Below are 18743 nucleotides of genomic sequence, written 5' to 3'. Positions count from 1 at the left end.
GAAATGTAATGGCGAGACCGCGTGATCCAAGACGTGACGAAGCGTTCCGTTTATGGAAAGAAAGCAGGGGAACCAAGAAATTAAAAGACATCGCGGATGAATTGGGCGTCTCAAGTAGCACCGTCCGCAAGTGGAAAGCAACAGATAAATGGGAAGATGAATTCAAAAGGAGCGCTCCTAAATCGAAAAGGAGCGCTCCTTTCCGTCCTGGTGCTCCAAAAGGGAATAAAAACGCCAAAGGAAATAAGGGAGGAAAAGCACCGCCTGGCAATCAAAACGCCAAAGGGAATAGAGGCGGCGCAGCTCCTAAAGGAAATAAAAACTCTGTGCGTACTGGTGAGTATGAATCAATATTATTTGATTTCATGGATGATACAGAAAAAGAACTGTTTGGCCAGATAGAAACAGACCCGCTCTATCAAATTGATCTAACAATAAGAGAGCTGAGTCTTCGAGAGCGGCGGATGATGCAGAGAATAAGCCGCATAGAGAATGGCTTGAATGAAACGCAACGCCGCGTCCTTCAGCAATTGCGGAAGGTAAAAGACATCGTGCCGACCAAGGACCAGAAAACAGGTTTAGTAAAGCACCAGGCACTTATGAATGAGCGCCTTGTCGTTACCGAAATTGAAGAGGTATCTGAGCCGAGTGTAGATAAGATTCTTCGTTTGGAAGAAGCGATGACCCGCGTTACTGATAAGCGGTTAAAAGCCATCCGTCAGAAATACGAAATGATTCGATCCATGGATGAACAAGAATTGAAGCTACGTGGTATTTATCTTACAAATGAGACCAAGCAGGCAGAACTTGAAAGGCTCACAGCCCGTCCGGTCGATAATTCTGTTCACATTACTATTGAGCGTAAGCATAAGGATGAGGGCAAATGATTAACAAGGAAGTAAATCCACACTTTGAAGATTTTCTTTTTGACTGGAATCAAAAGTTTCAGTTTCTAGTCGGCGGTTATGGATCCTCGAAGAGTTATCATGTGGCGCTCAAGATTGTTCTTAAATTACTGGAAGAGAAGCGGACCGTTCTTGTCGTAAGGGAAGTATACGACACGCATAGGGACTCAACCTTTTCCCTCTTTGATGAAATTATCAATGACCTTGAGATAGATCATATTGTTAGGTGCGTTTCTTCGCCAATGCAGATCCGCTTTCCAAACGGTGGCCGGATCATATTTAAAGGGCTGGATAAGCCGGCCAAACTGAAATCAATCAATAACGTTTCTCTCATATGGATTGAGGAATGTTCTGAGGTGAAGTATGAGGGGTTCAAGGAGCTGCTTGGACGTCTGCGTCACCCGACATTGCCGCTTCATATGATACTTTCAACAAACCCGGTCGGAGAAGATAACTGGACATATAAGCATTTCTTCAAAGATGACCGCCAAAAACGGTTTGTGCTCGATGATAAAGAGCTATACGAAAAGCGGACTGTCGTAATTAATGACACCTATTATCACCACTCAACAGCGGACGATAATTTATTTCTTCCAGGAAGCTACGTGAAGCAACTTGATGAAATGAAAGAATACGATCCAGACCTTTACCGAATTGCTCGGAAAGGTCATTTTGGCGTGAATGGGGTTCGTGTGCTGCCGCAGTTTGAAGAGAGGCCACATGAAGAGGTTATGACAGCAATCGCTAATATTAACCGTCCGCTTAAGCGGGTAGGCATGGACTTTGGTTTTGAGGAGTCATACAACGCCGTTGTCCGGCTCGCTGTGGACCAAGAAAAGAAATACCTCTATATCTATTGGGAGTATTACAAAAATGGAATGACGGACGACCAGACGGCTGAAGAACTAAGTGAATTTGCTGAGACCAAGGAGTTAATTAAGGCTGACTCAGCGGAGCCCAAAACAATCCGATATTTTCAGCAGCAAGGATTCAACATGGTGGGCGCCCACAAATATAAAGGATCCCGCCTTCAATATACAAAGAAGATCAAGCGGTTCAAGAAAATCATATGTTCTGCTCGATGTGAGAATACGATTTATGAGCTGAAGCCGCTCACCTACGCTAAAGATAAGCTGGGCCATATCATAGAAGATGAGTTCACCATAGACCCGCATACACTTTCAGCGATATGGTACGCGCTTGATGATTACGAGGTAACCGATCTGAAAGAAGAATCAAAAGGAAGACCTAAACGGTCAAGACCACGAAGCAGAGAAAGGGGGTAAGTGAATGAGTAAATCTACAGTTAAAGCGCGAGTATTTAAAGCTGCTCCGCCTACTGAAACAACAAAACAGATTTATAAAGATGAATTTGAAGATATGTACGGAGAGAATATCATACCGCCGCCGTATAACCTTAAAGAGCTTAAACACATCGCAGAGTATTCGACGATCTTACAGCAGTGTGTCGATGCGTACAAGACCAATATAGTGGGCTTCGGCTTCGAGATGAAATACTCAAAGGATATCAATTCTGATGAAGTGGATTCTGCAGAAAAAACGGCAGCGGATAAAGAGTGGCAGCAACTTGAAGAATTCATTAAGTATATTCATTTTGATGAATCAGCTGAAACATTATTGGGTTTTAGCATAGAAGACCGGGAAAAGACCGGTAATGGATATATCGAAGTAATTCGAAATGGGAGCGGGAAACCGGCTGGCATTGAACATATGGCATCTGAATATGTCCGAGTTTGCTCATTATCAGAACCTATTGAGGTTCCATACAATTATTTTGAGTCAGGTGCGTTAAAGAAGATCCAGCGTCAAAAACGCTTCCGGAAATATGTGCAGATCGTCAATGGCAAAAGGGTATTTTTCAAAGAATACGGAGATCCTCGAATCTTGAATTCCGAAACAGGAGAATATGATGAAAAAACTCCTTTTGAAAAGCAGGCCAATGAAGTTGTGCATTTCAAAATAGGGAGCGGAGCATACGGGAAGCCTCGGTGGATTGGCCACATCGTCAATTTATACGGCGCTCGTAAGGCGGAAGAGTTAAATTTCATGTACTTCAAACAGGGCCGACACGTTCCCGCTGCTATAACTATTGAAAATGGAATGCTCTCTGAAGACTCATATAAGCAGCTGCAGGACTATATGAACGGTCTTGAGGGTGTGGAAAACGCTCATAAGTTTCTTTTGCTCGAAGCGGAAGGGATAGCCAAGGGGAAAAACATTCAAGGCGATGAAGAAATCACACCAGTTAAAGTGGAAATTAAGTCATTGGCTGAAATCCTTCAGCAAGATGCGTTATTCCTGGAATATGACCAAAAAAGTAGGGACAAGCTCCGCTCTGCCTTCCGTCTGCCGCCGCTCTATACCGGGGAAGCTCAGGACTATAACAAGGCGACAGCTGACACGGCCAGAAAGATTACTGAGGAACAGGTATTTCAGCCGGAAAGAAAATTGATCACAGGTAAGCTGAATGCTTTATTCTTAAATGATCTTGAAATTCATAAGGTTGAGCTGCAGTTGAAAGGACCAGATTTCCGGGACCCTATTGAGATTGCAAAGGTTCTGACTCCTTTTATTAATGCTGGCGCAGTATCGCCAAATGATCTGCGTGATCTTGCTGGACGTATTCTTGGTAAGACACTTGAAGAATGGCCAGAGGAAGAGTACAGCAGACCGATAGGTAAAAATACCGCGGCGTCTGCTTCTGATCCGTTGGCTGCGCTCTTTAAGTCTAAAAGGGGCACTCCTAATGTCATCGGCATACTAAAAGACATGCGGGATGTTCTGGAGGATCTAAAGCGATGAACAAAACGGATAAGCTGCTGGAAAGTTTAAATCTCTTTATTCAAAAAGCCGAGGAAGATGAGAAGAAAGATCTTATGGAGGATATACCTGACTTCCCCGGTCTTTCTAAGATACCCAACTTTGTAGAAGAATATGAAAAAGGCATTGCCAGATTGCTCAGACGCCAGCGTAAGAGGTTTTTAGATGGCATGAATGGTTTTATAGGTAAAGAATCAAAAGAGACACTGGAAGCCATTCTGGTGTTTTTTACGCAGAATCTTTTTGCTGAGGACGACTTCGAGGAAGAATTTCAGAAGCTTACCGAGGGATTTCTGCAGCAGACCGTCGAGGAGTTGGCCGAAGTGATCATGGATTCATTGGATCCCGATGTCCCATTTGAAGCTTTATCTACCAGGGCAGCGGATTGGATCAAAGGCTGGTCGGAAAAGCTGGCCAAGATCATGAAGCTGAATACTCATGAGGCAGTGGAAAACGTCCTTGCAGACGCAATAGAAAACGGCTCTTCCATCCAGGAGATTGAGCTGACGCTCAAAGACATGTCGCAGTTTGATAGGGAGCGGGCCCGGACCACAGCCATTACTGAAGTGCTTGCCGCTTCCTCTGCCGCTCAGCATGAATCATACGCACAATCGCCGGCAGTAAAGAAAAAGAAGTGGCGGCACAGCGGAGGGAAGAAGAACAACCCGCGTGAAAATCACATCGATCTTGATGGCACGGTCATTGGAGTGGATGAAGAATTTCAGATACCAGGTAGCAGCGAGGCTTGCATGTTTCCAAGGGATCCTAAACTGTCAGCAGGAGAGCGGGTTCACTGCCATTGCGTTCTGTCTCCTGTGGTTGATAAAGAGATTTTAGGGCTGTCAGCAGAGGAAAAAGAAGAGATTAGAAGAGAAGCCTTAGCAAACATGGAATAAAACTGTATAATAACCTCATTATTGTAATGGGGGTACTTTATGCTTATAGCAAATATTAATTGGCAAGAAATATCACAATTTATATCTTCTTTATTAAATTCAAAATTTATAATTACCTTACTTACCTCTTGGCCTATAGCAGTTGTCATCATTGTTCTGCTTCTTCGTAGGGGTATATTGGACAAGCTCGGTCAGTTGCATAGTTTTAACTATAAGGACGGGACAGCAAAATTTATAAAAGAAGAGATAAATAAAGCAAAAGCCTTAAACCCAAAGATTGAGCTTAGTGAAAAATCAAATGATATAGGAAAACTCGCATCGGAGGTAGCAATTTCATCTGAAAATGATGTGGATGAGGTAACCTCTGATCTGAATCATGTTGCTGAGTATTTTCCATCGGCTTTAATTAATACGTCATGGGCAATGGTAGAGAAAAGAATTGTAGAAATTTGTGAAAAATACAATATTAAATCAAAGGACCTTTATTTACGAGTAAAAGAGTTGAATAGGAGTGGATATCTTAGTAAAAATACACTAAGAACAATCATGCACTTGAACAATATTAGAAACCTAATAGTTCATGCAGCAAATTCTATAAGAAAAGAAGATACCATTGATTTTAATAAGCTATGTCGTAAAGTGCTCAGGGATCTAGAAGATATTTAAACCTCAAATCAGTTGAGGTTTTTTATTTTGAAAGGAGGTGAACAACATGCCAAGAGAATTGGTAAACGCAAAAATCACGCATGTTTCTTACGTAGACAAGGCTGCTAATCAAAAGCAGTTCTTTTTTATGAAGTCAGAAAAACAGCCTGACTTTCAAAAGGAAGTCAAGGTGATTGCAAAAGAAGCAGACGAGCAAAAACTTGTGTACGGTATCGTATATGAGCCTGATACAGTGGACGCTCACGGGGATTTCATGACAGCTGCAGAAATCGAAAAGGCCGCTCATGGCTTCCTGAAAGATGCCCGTGAAATTGATAAGCAGCATGACTTTCAGGGCGGTGTTGGGGCGGTGGTTGAATCCTACGTCGCACCTGCAGACTTTGAAATGAATGGGGAAACCATCAAAAAAGGATCGTGGGTCCTTGTGACAAAAGCCTCCGAGGAAATATGGGAGGAAATCAAGAAAGGCGAGATCACCGGTTATTCAATGGCCGGCATCGCAGATATTGCAAAACAAGAAGAAAAGCCTGTTTCTCCAGAGGACAACAACGAGAAAGGGCTTTTTAATTTGGTCAAAAACTTTTTTAATGCCAATGTGGCCAAGGGCGCGGTTCGGGATAAATATGACGAGGGGCGCCAACGCCGTGAGTTTTGGGCCGCGCAAGATGCGTTAAACTCAGCATTATTCAAATGGGACTATCCAGGAGAGATGGAAAATGATCCTGCAAAAATCAAAGAAGCCCTGCAAGACTTCGTGGATATCGCCCAGGATGTATTGATTTCAGATGACATTTTGAAAGCGATTGGACCAAAGCCTGAAGAGCTGCAAAAGGCCGGCCGAAAGTTCTCGGCTTCAAACTTACAAGAAATTAAAAGCGCTCATACCGCTCTCGGCAATTTGCTGAGTCAGGTGGAGACGGAAGGAGAAGAAGAAATGAACGCAGATGATGTAGCAAAATCCATCGAAGAAGCATTAGAGCCAATTCAGAAGCGGCTCACCGAATTAGAAAAAGATGAGGATCCTAAAAAGAAGAAAGAGGAAGAAAAAACGGCTGAGGAAGAAGAAGCTGAGAAGAAGTTGAAAAAAGCTATTACTGATGCTGTTCAACCGCTCGCTGATCGTATTGAAGCAATTGAAAAAAGCCGCGGAATTTCTAAGCAAGATGAAACAAATTCCGAAACAGAAACACAAGTTAATAAATCAATCTGGTCAGGGCTTCTTTAAACCCTGACTCTTTTCATAAGGAGGAAATGAAGTGACAAACCAAGAGGCAATTAGAAAAGCAGAAATGACGCTGTCTAGCTTAAAAAGCGGCGGTTTAATGAATCCTACACAGGCACGTGCATTTATTCGAATGGTTCAAGATACACCAACTATCCTGAAGGATTCTCGTGTTATTCAAATGGATCACGACACTCAGAAAATCGAAAAAATCGGGTTTGGCCAACGTATTTTAAGAGCAGCCCAAGAAGGAAAGGCTCTGGCTGATGATCAAAAGGCAGTACCGACAACAAGTACCGTCGACCTCAGCACAAAAGAAGTAATTGCAGAGATTGATATCACTTATGACACTCTCGAAAATAACATTGAAGGAGAAGGTCTCCAGGATACAATCATGCAAATTCTAGCGGAGCGGGCCGCCGTTGATATTGAAGAGTTGATTGTTAATGGAGATACATCTTCATCAGATCCGTTTCTGGCTCAGATAAACGGTATCCGTAAACAAGCCGCTTCCCATATTGTTGACGCGGTGGGCGAAGAACTGTCACGTCAGATATTTAAACGTGGATACAAAGCTGTTCCGCCTAAATATTTGCGTATTCCGCAGGAGTTCCGCTTCTATACTTCTCCTGGTATTGAAGTTGAGTGGAAAGATCGTGTTGCTGATCGACAAACGAGCTTAGGGGATGCAGCTGTTCAAGGTGGTCTTTCTTCAGCTTTTGGTGTTCCGGTCAAGGGAATTGCGAACATGCAGCCTTATACGATTGGTGAAGCGGATGCGACAACTGACGTTTCTGACATTATCCTAACCCATCCGAAGAATATCATTCTCGGCTTCTCTCGTAATATCAGAATTGAAGTAGACAAAGATATTAGAGCACGTAAATTTATCATTGTCCTGACAGCTAAGCTGGACAGCAAATTCGAAGAGGAAGATGCTGTGGCTAAAATCGTGAAAGTGAAAGAGTAGGTGAGAAGCTATGTATAAAGCTAAACTCATTAAAGGCAAGAACTATCACGTGATGGACAAAGTTTTTAAAATCGGAGAAGAACAGCCGGTTTCAAGAAAATTGTATCTTTACTTGAAGCAAAACGAAGTCTTCGAAGTAAATGAGGTGCAAGACAAGAAAAATGGCGGAGAAGAGCCGATACATTACACAGAAGATCAATTGAAAGGTATGCACAAACCGGATCATGAAACCATTATTTCTAATCTTGGTGGCAATCCGTCTCACTTCAAAAACGCAGACGAAAGAATTGCCTTCATCCTTAATCAGCAAGAAAACAGTGGGGAGTGAGCGGCGTGTTAATCACTCCTGCTGACCTAAAGGATTACACTGTTTTTGATTCTGTAAGGGATCGGCCTGATCCCCTTCTTACTCAGGACATCATAGAAGCTATAGCTGAAATAACCTATCAAGTTGGCCATGATTTTTCTGGCCCAGAATATGATCCGCTCCCTGAAACGGTTCGGCTGGCTTTATTAAAAATGGCGCAGTATTTCGCGTTAATTAATTCTGATGAGTCAATCACCAAAGGATATACAACCGAGAAGATCGGTGACTATTCATATTCTCTTGGAAACGGCAGCTCTATTCAAAAACCAGACGTCTACACACTAATTAAAGATTATGTTGTACCATCTGAGCCAAGTTTGGAAGGTACAAAAGTAAAAATGCGAATGAGGTCCATATGAGCTATCGATCTTTATTAACTCATCGATGCGATGTTTATCACCTGCAGGAGAAAGCGGAAAATAAAAAACAATCCTTTGGGGTGCCGGTTGAAGATGTTCAGCCGGCTTTTTCATATCCTGAAGTTCCAGATATAGCTGGCCAGCCGTGTTACTTCACAGAAAAGAACCAATCCATTGTTCAGCAGGAACCGAACACGGCCATATATCAATCATTTCTGGTCCATTTCCCAGCCTCTGCAGATATTCGATTGAACGACAGGGTGGTGTGGGAAGGCACAGCTTATAAACTACAGAAGCCGCGCAAGATCAGGAATCATCATTGGGAAGTAACAGCAGTCCGGGAGGTGGAATACTTGTGAAAATAAAGGGACTTGATCAGTTCATACAGTCATTAAACCGAGCTTCTCGAGGCGGGCTACAAAGGAAATATGAGCAGTGGCTTGAAGCTATGGGTTATGAATTTATTGATATCGTACAAGAAGAAATCATCAGGACAAAAACAGTAAATACTCGCCGCTTGCTAAATTCCTTTCAACGCGGTGACCAGGACAATATTTTTTCAATGACATCAGGCAGCTTAAAACTGGATGTCGGAACAAATCTGGAATACGCCTCCTATGTGAATGACGGGCACTTTACAATTGATCCGTCTAAAAATCAGGACCGTCGGTGGATCCCCGGCCGCTGGAAGGGTGATCGGTTCGAGTATGATCCCGCCGAAAGAAGTTCCGGAATGCTGCTTAAATTCCAATGGGTGGACGGGTCCGGCTTTTGGGATAATGCTATGGCCATCTTTGAACTAATGTTTGAGAGAAGTCTTGAGCGGAAGCTGCAGCATTGGATCGATGAAGAATTTTAAGGCGGTGCTGCCATGAATCAAGAAGTGGGCTCAATTATGGGCTACCTATACAAACTGTATCCTGTGCAAGTGTATGAAAAAGAAATACCGCAGGACTTTATTGTCCCATCTCTTTACATTCCGCCGGCTTCCACAGTCGATGGGGTGGACACAGTATCTACGTTTCAAAAATCCTATGTTTTAAACGTGAAACTCTTTCACAAAAACGCGCAGGAGGCTCATAACGAAGCGGAAAGGATTGCGGATACACTTAGAAGTAAGAGGGGATTAATTCCGCTCATACAGGAGTCTGGTGAAGATGCGGGGGATTTTATTCGCTTATCACGTATAGAAACCCGGATCTCAGATGATTATGCGAGCATTGTCCTAAATTGGACGAGTCGCTATTGGTATGAACGAGAACAGCATCCTTCTCTTGAAAACTTTGAATTTACAAGCGGGGTGAAATGATGGCCACGAAAAAGGAAAGAACAGAAAATGCTTTTTATATTAAAGATTTGCGAGAGCACAGTCGAGAGCTCTTTGGGGTAAGGCCCGAGGTGTTTGACGGTGCTCTTTTTCATTCAGAAAAAAACAGAATCACTAAATCAGAAGCGAAGAAGCTGATTGATCAGTTTCTTCAGAAGGAGGTCAAATAAATGAACGGCGGAACATTTACAGTCGGCAAGGAAAAAGAGCGTGCTGGTATTTATTTTAACTTTAAAACGACCGCAGAGGATCGGGTATCAGTAGGCGAACGCGGAACAGTTGCACTGCCGATAGCATCCAGCTGGGGAGAGGTTAAGAAATTTATTTCTATCTCTTCAATCGAGGACTTGAATAAAAAAGTGGGATTGAACACTGATGATCCTTCGTTGTTGCTTCTTCGTGAGGCAATGAAGAAGGCAAGTACAGTCTTGCTTTACCGTTTGACGGAGGGGCTGCGTGCTCAAGCAGACATTAGTGAAGGAGTAAAGGCAACCGCTCTTTATGGCGGGACTAAAGGAAATGACATCATTATCAGAATTACAGAAAACGTTATTGATTCTTCAAAAGTAGATGTCACAACCTATCTTGATCAGTCAGAAGTCGATAAGCAAACGGTATCTAAAGCTGAGGAACTGAAAGCAAATAAACTTGTCGAATTTACAGGCAAAGGGGATCTAACAGTTTCAATTCCACTAACAGGTACAGCTCCGGAAGACGTCAGTGGGGATCTTCCGGCATCTTCCGGAGTCCGCTTGTCAGGTGGAACAGACAAAACACCGACCAATGCTGATTATACAGCTTTCTTGGAAGCGGCTGAAACGGAATACTTTGACACAATCGCACTGCCTGTTGAGGATAACGAGCAATTGAAAGCGACGTTTGTCGCCTTCATCAAACGGCTGAGAGACAATCAAGGATTAAAGGTTCAAGGCGTACTCTCTAATTACAAAGGCGATCACGAAGGTATTATTAATGTCACAGGCGGGGTTCTGCTTGAAGATGGAACGGAGATCACTCCGGAAATAGCCACTGCTTGGGTCGCCGGCGCCAGCGCGGGAGCGACGTTCAATCAGTCGCTTACGTTCGTAGAATATGCGGGAGCGGTAGACGTCCTTACTCGACTGGATAACGACCAGGTAATTCAGCGGCTGGCGAACGGGGAATTCCTGTTTACTTATGATTCTCGAGACAAATCTGTTTCAGTTGAAAAGGATATTAACTCACTCACAAGCCTAACAGCAGAGAAAAATAAGATGTTCCAAAAGAACAAAATTGTCCGTGTGCTGGATGCAATCAATAATGATCTGACATCTCAATTGAAAGCACTGATTAAGTCACGTAAAGCGAGCGGCAGCGATGTTCCTGCTACAAATGACGGCCTTCAATTCGTGAAAACATTGATTACTCAATACTTGAGTGTTCTTCAAGATAAAGGGGGCATCACCAATTTTGATTCAGAGAATGACATCACAATTGCTCTCAATAGTGATCGTGACGGTTTCCTGATTGATCTTGCTGTGCAGCCAGTTGATGCAGCTGAGAAATTCTACTTTAACGTGGAGGTGAAGTAAGGTGGCTTTTAAAGCGCAGAATACGATATCTGGTAAAGAGGGACGCCTTTTCTTGGACGGTGAGGAACTGGCGTTTATTAAAACATTTGAAGCGAATGTGGAGAAAAATAAATCGGAAGTCAACGTTATGGGCCGCCGCATGACCGGTCATAAAACGACAGGAGCAAACGGAACGGGCACAGCGACATTTTATAAAGTCACATCCCGCTTTGTGCAGCTGATGCTTAATTATGTGAAAAAAGGCGAAGATCCGTATTTCACTCTGCAAGCGGTGCTGGATGATGCGTCTTCCGGTCGCGGAACTGAGCGTGTCACACTGTATGATGTGAATTTTGACTCTGCGAAAATTGCAGGGCTTGACGTTGATTCTGAGGCATTAGAGGAAGAGGTACCGTTTACCTTTGAGGACTTTGATCTTCCTGAAAAGCTAAAGGATACGTTTTAATAAACTGAATTCGTTTTGACGTGTTTAAGAATTTTGTTACTTTTTTTATCAATTTTACGTTTGATAACTGTAAAATGGAGATAAAATAATGTATACTGAATATACATTGACCAACTGTATAATACAGTTGATCAGTAAAACAGATTAAAAACTAAGATTTTTGCATAAAATAAAAAAGACCCGGCTGCCACCGGGTCGGTACAAATGAATGAGGCCCTTTCAAAATGGGTAGCTCATTAGAGGATTTACGAATAGACCAATCCCTTAGAACTTTGTCTGGCTCTCAAGGGTGGGTCTATTTTTTCTTTAGTAGAGACAACAAGGCAACGATCAACGATAGAAGGCTCACGGTGAACATACCGAAAGCAATCATTAAGTAAATCGCTTGATAAGTTGTCATGGCAGCACCCCCTTTCTAAAGGGTGTAGCCGCCCACCTTGAAAGCCGAATCATTTGCACTTAAACCATATTGTACCATAACACTCTCAAAAGCTGAGAGTGTTTTTTATTGCCTAAAGACAACCAAATTAAAAGGAGCGAATTAACATGAGCGAAAAACAAAACGAAAAAGTATATGATCTTTCATTCTTTATGCCAGGACAAACAATTGAAGCGGAAGAAGTAGAAGTGCCTATCTCAAAGCGGTTTGTTGACAAGCAAGGAAAGGTGATTCCGTTTGTATTCAAAGCTATTACCACAGAACGCATTGACGAGCTGGAGAAAGAAAACACAACTTACAAAAATGTAAAAGGCCGCGGCCGTGTGAAAGATTTGGACAGCCAACGCTTCTATGCTCGTATTGCTGTTGAAACGACTGTTTACCCGGATTTTAAATCTAAAGAGCTTCGCGAAGCTTACAAAACAGAGGATCCAGTTGAAGTTGCAAAACGCATTCTTTCTGTCGGCGGTGAATATGCAAACTGGCTGAACAAAGCCATTGAGATCAATGGCTTTGAGGATGATCCCGAAGACCTTGAAGAAGCAGCAAAAAACTAATAAAGGACGGGGATAAAGAGACCGTGTATCTTTATTACGCTATGCATGAGCTCAAATATTCCCCGTCAGAATTACAAGAACTATATGAGGCGACGAGAGAGTTCAAGGCGCTTTTATATGGTTTGATCAGTTACAAGCTTGAGCTGTTAGAAAAGGAAGCGAAGAAGGGAGGTAATTAACTATGGCTAAACTAACAGCTACGTTTGATTTACAAGATAAGATCACCCGAAAGCTACGAAAGATACAAGGGAATGCAGAGAGACTTCAGAGGGCCGCTAATGGCCCTCTTATTTTTGATGCTGAAGATCGAACAGAGCGGGTTATGAGACGAATTGACCGATCAGCAAGCCGCTTGACTGGGCGGGCTCGATCAATTGAAGTCGGTTTAGATGATAGGGTTTCAAATGGTTTGCGTTCTATACGTCAGCAAACAGAGGATCTTACTGAGGGTAGCCATGAGGTGACGGTTTCCGTTAATGATCAAGCTACACCACGGTTTCGCTTAATTCGTGGAGGTCTCTCTGATTTGAATCGCTCGCACGCTGAACCTACTGTTTCAGTTCGTGATCATGCGTCAAACCAATTAGATGAGATCCGGCGCCATGTGTCCGATGTAGACAGCGAACATGCTGAGCCTACTGTTTCTATTAAGGACAAGGCTTCAGCGGTTCTGGATGCAATTGAGGCAAAATTAGACGGCCTGAAAAACGCTACTGTCACCCTGGCAGTTGGCGGCGGACTGTCGGCTGGTGCAATTATGGGTAGCGGGAAAAGCGCTATGTCCCAAGACGCTTATGTTTCAGCGACTTCGAAAGTCAGCAAAAAAGACGCTGCTAGAATGACAGACCAGATCTATTATGACAACAAAGCGGGAGGATCCCGGGAAGAAGTCAGCTTATCTCTGAGAACCTTGTCTCAACAGACAGGAGCATCTAAAAAAGCCCTGGCTGAATTGACAGAGTCATCTAGCAAAATCGCACAGCTCATGAATGCTGATCAGGCGGAAGTGGACCGGGCCTTCAGCTCAATGTATAACAACTTGAAAATGTCCGGGAAAGACAGCGGGGATTTAATCGCTTATGTGTACCGGAACGCTGGTGACCAGGCTGACGATTTGCTGGACACGATGAATGAATACAGTTCCACTTTTAAAGACATGAAGCTCACAGGCGGTCAGATCGCTAATGCCATGATTAAAGGGACAAAGGGCGGGGCGAGAAACTTCGACAACCTCGCTGACAGTATGCGTGAATTTAACATTCGCCGTACTGAAATGTCTGATAGTCAAGTGGACGCGTTCAAATCGCTATTCGGAGCCAAAGAAACAGAGAAGATGTTCAAAGGGTTTAAAGATGGTTCAATCAGTGGCCAAGAAAGCTTATTTAAGGTTGCTGATGCCTTATCAAAAGTCAAAGACAAGACTAAGCGGGCATCTATCGCCACGGAGCTAATAGGAACGCAATATGAGGACCTGAAGCAGCCAATTTTAGATATGGCTGAAGGCATTGGCACAAGTGCAAAAACAACAGGCGAACTGGAACGCAGCTTTTCTCAGCTTAGGGATAATAACCCGATGACACCGATTAATGACGCCATGCGGGATTTTGAAAGCATATCTAAGGATATGGGAACCTCGCTGCTTACCGGTTTAGGCCCAGCCTTTGACAAGATCGACTCGTTCCTAAACAGCAAGGAAGGTCAAGAAAAACTCAAAGAGATCAAAAAGGATATTACTGATCTTGGCGAGGCCATAGGTGACAAGCTGAATGTGGCCATTGAGTGGACGGTTAATCATTGGGACGATTTAAAAACAGCCTTTAAAGTGGTGATTCCTTCTTTAATTGGATTGATTGCATATTTGAAAATCCTACGGCCGCTCTTAAAAGGCATAGGCACTGTCGGAAGTGACGCAGCGGGAGTAATTCGGAAGTTGATTCCCAACCGTACTCCCGGCGGTGACCCTAATACACGTAGCGGCAGGCGTAATGGAAAGGCTGCTCGTGGTTCAGGGAGAAGGGGCGGAAGTTCCGGATCTGCGTCGAGTCCAACAAGTCTACCACGGAGCGGTAGCTTAACATGTTGTTGCTGTAGCGGTATCGGAGGAAGTGACCGCAGCCGTAAAGGAAGAGGGAGAAATGCTTCTGGCCGACGTGGTAATCCAACCAGTGTGAACCCTTCTAATAGATCTATCACTGTGTCATCTGAAAAGCTGGAAAGACGTCGTTCAGGAAGAACGGCAGCAAACGCAGAGGGCGGTTCGAGAGCTTCAGTTAACACAACCAGATCAGAACTTCGTGCAGCAGGCCGAGCGACGGGCGGTGCCTCGAAGTTCGGGAAAGTTTTAAGTCCGCTGAAAAGTGTCGGTAAATTTGCGAAAGGTATCCCTCTTTTGGGAACTGCATTATCTGCAACCGACTTACTCGGGATGAACAAAGAAAATGCAGGTGAGAAAGTTGGTTCTTTTGCTGGGAATCTTGGCGGAGCTGCTGCAGGTGGAGTCGCGGGAGCTGCCATTGGTTCTGTTGTCCCTGTTGTCGGTACTGCGGTTGGCGGAGTTGTCGGTAGTATTGCAGGCGGCATCGGGGGTTCAGATTTAGGATCATCCATTGGCAAATGGTTTGATGATGGCGGCGCTTCTAAAGCATGGGATGGAATTCAGGACGGTGCAGGAAACGCCGTTGATTGGATCAAGGATACTTGGTCTGATTTCTCAGATTGGTTTATGGATAACGTCTGGACCCCTGTTAGTGATTGGGCCGGAGATAAGATTGATAAGATCACCGATAAATTTGAGGATGCTAAGAAATGGCTGACTGATACTTGGAATGACGTGTCATCCTGGTTTGTGGATAACGTGTGGACACCTATTTATAACACGGCAGTTCCGATTATAAATTTAGTAGTAGGTGCCTTTCTATTTGCTTGGGATGGTATCCAATCACTCTGGAAGATTGTCTCGACTTGGTTCATGGATAATGTCTGGAATCCATTAGTTGACGGTGTCACTGATGCTGCTGATTGGATTTGGACAAAAATAAATGACGCTTGGACTTGGATCTCAGACACATGGTCCACTGTCTCCACTTGGTTCATGGATAATGTGTGGACGCCGGTAAGTGATGCGGTAACTACAGCGGCATTATGGATATGGACGAAAATTAATGAAGCGTGGACATTTATTTCTGAATTATGGTCCACTGTCTCCACATGGTTCATGGATAATGTGTGGACGCCGCTAAGTAATGCGGTGACGACTGCCGCCACGTGGGTATGGACAAAGCTTAATGAAGCATGGACATTTATTTCCGAATTGTGGTCCACTGTTTCCACATGGTTCATGGATAATGTGTGGACGCCAATAAGTAGCGCGGTGACAACGGCAGCAACGTGGATTTGGACCAAACTAAACGAAGCATGGACGTGGATATCTGACAAGTGGAGTGCAGTTTCGGCTTGGTTCAGTGAAAATGTTTGGAATCCAATTGTCTCAAAAGTGGAAGATGCCAAAAAATCCATTTCGGAAAAATTTGAGTCAGCGAAAAAAGCTGTTAAAGATGCCTGGAATGGTATTTCTGAATGGTTTAGTGAGAATGTAGGAGATCCCCTTGGAAAGATAGCCGACGGAATTAAGAAGAAATTTGAAGATACCTTCTGGTGGGTCATTAAGCTAAAAGGGTTAGCTGACGCTGGAGGGGAGATCATAGGCAATATTATAGGGAGAGGAGAGGAAGCTACCGGATTAACAACAAAGAAATCTGGTAAGTCTTCATCTGGTAAAAATACTAGCGGTAGTGTAGGAATTGCCGGTCTTGTTCAGTCACAGTCATCAGGACCAACGAGTGTTTTTCCTAAACAAAAAAGCGTTCTCGAAAAGAATGCGACGGGTGGCTATATTACGAAACCAACCATTTCATGGATTGGTGAAGCGGGGAAAGAGTTTGTGATCCCTGTTGATAACAACAAGGGACGCGGTAAAATGCTTCTTTCTCAAGCCGCTTCTAAATTAGGAATGAGCGTTGTTGATGATATGGCTTCTGCTTCATCAGTAGGTGGTGAAACTGCTGTTTCTCCATTAGCTGGCGGATCAACAGTTTCCGCTACAGTATCCCCTACCGTTGACACATCAAGCCTTAATGAACAGGCCGCTTCTTTCGGTCAACAGTTCACGCAAGGGTTTGATCAAGGTATTGGCGACAATGTCGTTTCAATGGATGCTTGGAAACAGAAAAACGTTGGCCAGCCTATGAAAAATTTGATCTCCTACTCTCCGAATTACGGAAAGCAACTGGTCAATGGTTATGCTAACGGCCAGAACAGCACGGCAACCGGAACAGATGGCTTCCTGCAGACGAAAGTCAAAACACCATTCCAGAACACTGTGAATAAATCCTCTTCATGGGGAACCGGTACGATCAAAGGGTTTGCTTCCGGTCAAAATAGTTCACAAACTGGCACTGATCAGTATGTAAATACACATGTGAATAAACCGTTTATCCGCTCTAAAGAATCATCAAACGGTTGGGGAAGCGGTATGATCGGTAATTTTGTTACAGGTATGACTTCAAAGGGCAGTGAGGTCCATGAGGCAGCCAAGGAACTAGCAAAAAAAGTCGAGAAAGCTTTCCGTGAAGAGTTAGATATTCATTCACCTTCACGTGTCATGATGAGCTTGGGGCGTTTTGCCTCTGTTGGTATTGTAAAAGGTCTGGATTCTGTCGATGTGAAAAAATATGCTGAAAAACAAGCTGGATCACTGGCAGCTGCTTATTCCGGAATGGGTGCAGTAGGCGGAAACGTGAAACAGTGGCTTATGGCTGCAATGATGGCCACAAAAACACCATTAAGTTGGCTTCCAGGATTGATGACAATTGCAAAGTTTGAATCAGGAGGCAATCCTAACGCCATTAACCTGTGGGATAGTAACGCGAAGGCAGGCAATCCATCCCAAGGGCTCATGCAGACAGTACCAACTACTTTTAACGCACATAAAGCGCCAGGCATGGGTAACATTAGAAACCCGATTCATAACGCTGCTGCCGCAATCGGCTACATCAAAAGCAGATATGGCTCTATTGACAATGTACCTGGTATTAAAAGCATGAGACGCGGTGGACCGTATGTTGGTTACGCTAACGGCGGACTCATTACCAAAGAGCAGATTGCACGTGTTGGTGAAGGAAATAAACGTGAATGGATCATTCCGGAGGAGCGGGGCATACGTGGCCGCTATCTGTTGGCTCAAGCAGCTAAAGCTCTCGGAATGGAAGTCACGGATCCTGCACAAAAAGGCCAAACTGAATTATCATCTGGCCAGGTAACTGCTGCCACGACAAGCAGCCAACAAACAACTGTTACTGCTGCAGGAGGTAAAGAGGTGGTTATTCAGATTAACGGCAACCAACATTTTTACAATGATCAAGACGTGAATAGTCTGGTCTCAAAAATTAAGCAGGCCCTTGTCGCTGAGCTTGAACAGGATATTAACATCCGTACGAAGGGAGTCGTCGCGTTTGACTAGATCTGTTTATGAATTCTGGATTTCACAAGGGAAGGACAAGCTGCGGCTTCCTGTCCTTCCTGAACAAATTGATATATCCAACACAATTCAAAATGAATCAGTAAAAGTGGCCAGTTTTGGGGAGATCACTTTTATAGATAAACCGGGAGCGAAAGAGATTTCGTTCTCTTCTTTTTTTCCAAAGAAACACAGTCCGCTTGCTGAGTATAAGGGATTTCCTTCTCCTGAAAATGCTATCGCTAAGATTGAGAAATGGGCAAAAGCGAAAAAGCCGGTTCAATTTTTGATTACTGGCACGAAAATAAACTTCACCTGCAGCATTGAGGGCTTTTCTTATAGTGAGGGTCAAAAAGACATAGGTGATCGTGATTATGAAATCAAACTGAAGGAATACAAAACCGCTGCACCCCGGAAGATCAAGCAAAAGAAAAAGACGAAGAAAAAACGGCCGTCTAAATCAGCTCCTAAAACATACACGGTTAAAAAAGGGGATACCTTGTGGGACCTTGCCGGCAAATTTTATGGGGACAGCACAAAATGGCGCAAGATTTGGAACGTCAATAAAAAGGCTATGATCAAACGAAGCAAACGGAATATCAGGCAGCCAGGACACTGGATCTTTCCTGGTCAAAAATTAAAGATACCGCAATAAGCAGGTGA

The 18743-nt window shown here is 43.8% G+C and carries 20 protein-coding genes; 19 read left to right on the top strand and 1 reads right to left on the bottom strand.

Annotated features, from left to right (window positions below; translation table 11 throughout):
• The first annotated feature begins 8 nt into the window (after positions 1–8).
• From terS to M1D94_RS20460, 15 genes are read left to right on the top strand one after another with little or no spacing between them, the layout of a single operon-like run.
• On the top strand, positions 9–887 hold the full coding sequence (terS, locus tag M1D94_RS20530) for a phage terminase small subunit (RefSeq protein WP_456270354.1): 879 nt from the start codon (positions 9–11) through the stop codon (positions 885–887).
• Positions 884–2191: a PBSX family phage terminase large subunit gene (locus M1D94_RS20525; protein ID WP_456270353.1), complete on the top strand. Its 1308-nt coding sequence runs from the start codon at positions 884–886 to the stop codon at positions 2189–2191. The genes terS and M1D94_RS20525 overlap by 4 nt, the downstream gene beginning before the upstream one ends.
• A 4-nt stretch (positions 2192–2195) precedes the next feature.
• Positions 2196–3728, top strand: coding sequence for a phage portal protein (locus M1D94_RS20520; protein ID WP_456270352.1), 1533 nt, complete (start codon positions 2196–2198; stop codon positions 3726–3728).
• Complete coding sequence (locus M1D94_RS20515) at positions 3725–4642, top strand: phage head morphogenesis protein (RefSeq protein ID WP_456270351.1); 918 nt, start codon at positions 3725–3727, stop codon at positions 4640–4642. Before M1D94_RS20520 ends, M1D94_RS20515 begins: the two co-directional genes overlap by 4 nt.
• Before the next feature lie 39 nt (positions 4643–4681).
• Positions 4682–5308, top strand: a complete 627-nt coding sequence (locus M1D94_RS20510; RefSeq protein ID WP_456270350.1) for a DUF4145 domain-containing protein — start codon at positions 4682–4684, stop codon at positions 5306–5308.
• A 46-nt stretch (positions 5309–5354) separates the two neighbouring features.
• Positions 5355–6533, top strand: coding sequence for an XkdF-like putative serine protease domain-containing protein (locus M1D94_RS20505; protein WP_456270349.1), 1179 nt, complete (start codon positions 5355–5357; stop codon positions 6531–6533).
• A 31-nt stretch (positions 6534–6564) separates the two neighbouring features.
• Positions 6565–7500 (top strand): phage major capsid protein, encoded by a 936-nt coding sequence (locus tag M1D94_RS20500; protein ID WP_456270348.1) that lies wholly within the window; start codon positions 6565–6567, stop codon positions 7498–7500.
• A gap of 10 nt (positions 7501–7510) precedes the next feature.
• Positions 7511–7828, top strand: coding sequence for a YqbF domain-containing protein (locus tag M1D94_RS20495; protein WP_456270347.1), 318 nt, complete (start codon positions 7511–7513; stop codon positions 7826–7828).
• A 5-nt stretch (positions 7829–7833) separates the two neighbouring features.
• The gene (gene yqbG / locus M1D94_RS20490) at positions 7834–8226 is read left to right on the top strand and encodes a protein YqbG (RefSeq protein WP_456270346.1); all 393 of its coding nucleotides are present in this window, start codon (positions 7834–7836) and stop codon (positions 8224–8226) included.
• The gene (locus M1D94_RS20485; RefSeq protein WP_225494296.1) at positions 8223–8585 is read left to right on the top strand and encodes a YqbH/XkdH family protein; all 363 of its coding nucleotides are present in this window, start codon (positions 8223–8225) and stop codon (positions 8583–8585) included. The genes yqbG and M1D94_RS20485 overlap by 4 nt, the downstream gene beginning before the upstream one ends.
• On the top strand, positions 8582–9085 hold the full coding sequence (locus tag M1D94_RS20480) for an HK97 gp10 family phage protein (protein ID WP_456270345.1): 504 nt from the start codon (positions 8582–8584) through the stop codon (positions 9083–9085). Before M1D94_RS20485 ends, M1D94_RS20480 begins: the two co-directional genes overlap by 4 nt.
• Positions 9086–9097: 12 nt before the next feature.
• Positions 9098–9535, top strand: a complete 438-nt coding sequence (locus M1D94_RS20475) for a phage tail terminator family protein (RefSeq protein WP_456270344.1) — start codon at positions 9098–9100, stop codon at positions 9533–9535.
• A complete protein-coding gene (locus tag M1D94_RS20470; RefSeq protein WP_128992160.1) occupies positions 9532–9723 on the top strand; it encodes a hypothetical protein in 192 nt (63 codons plus the stop codon). The genes M1D94_RS20475 and M1D94_RS20470 overlap by 4 nt, the downstream gene beginning before the upstream one ends.
• Entirely contained in the window at positions 9724–11124 is a 1401-nt protein-coding gene (locus M1D94_RS20465; RefSeq protein ID WP_456270343.1) for a phage tail sheath family protein, read from the top strand.
• 1 nt (position 11125) lies between these two features.
• A complete protein-coding gene (locus tag M1D94_RS20460) occupies positions 11126–11569 on the top strand; it encodes a phage tail tube protein (protein WP_014112406.1) in 444 nt (147 codons plus the stop codon).
• Positions 11570–11864: 295 nt separating this feature from the next.
• On the opposite strand, the gene M1D94_RS20455 is transcribed toward M1D94_RS20460, so the two are convergent.
• A complete protein-coding gene (locus M1D94_RS20455; RefSeq protein ID WP_187952893.1) occupies positions 11865–11969 on the bottom strand; it encodes a putative holin-like toxin in 105 nt (34 codons plus the stop codon).
• A 146-nt stretch (positions 11970–12115) separates the two neighbouring features.
• Between M1D94_RS20455 and M1D94_RS20450 the strand changes: the two genes are divergently transcribed.
• Genes M1D94_RS20450 through M1D94_RS20435 form a run of 4 tightly spaced genes read left to right on the top strand, consistent with a single transcriptional unit; the run spans position 12116 to position 18735 of the window.
• A complete protein-coding gene (locus M1D94_RS20450; protein WP_456270342.1) occupies positions 12116–12565 on the top strand; it encodes a phage tail assembly chaperone in 450 nt (149 codons plus the stop codon).
• 41 nt (positions 12566–12606) lie between these two features.
• On the top strand, positions 12607–12744 hold the full coding sequence (locus M1D94_RS20445) for a hypothetical protein (RefSeq protein ID WP_456270522.1): 138 nt from the start codon (positions 12607–12609) through the stop codon (positions 12742–12744).
• 2 nt (positions 12745–12746) lie between these two features.
• A complete protein-coding gene (locus tag M1D94_RS20440) occupies positions 12747–18083 on the top strand; it encodes a phage tail tape measure protein (RefSeq protein WP_456270341.1) in 5337 nt (1778 codons plus the stop codon).
• The gene (locus M1D94_RS20435) at positions 18076–18735 is read left to right on the top strand and encodes a LysM peptidoglycan-binding domain-containing protein (RefSeq protein ID WP_003229936.1); all 660 of its coding nucleotides are present in this window, start codon (positions 18076–18078) and stop codon (positions 18733–18735) included. The genes M1D94_RS20440 and M1D94_RS20435 overlap by 8 nt, the downstream gene beginning before the upstream one ends.
• The last annotated feature ends 8 nt before the right edge of the window (positions 18736–18743 follow it).

The organism is Bacillus sp. JZ109, assembly GCF_053903135.1.
This window is presented reverse-complemented; position numbering and strand designations above follow the sequence as displayed.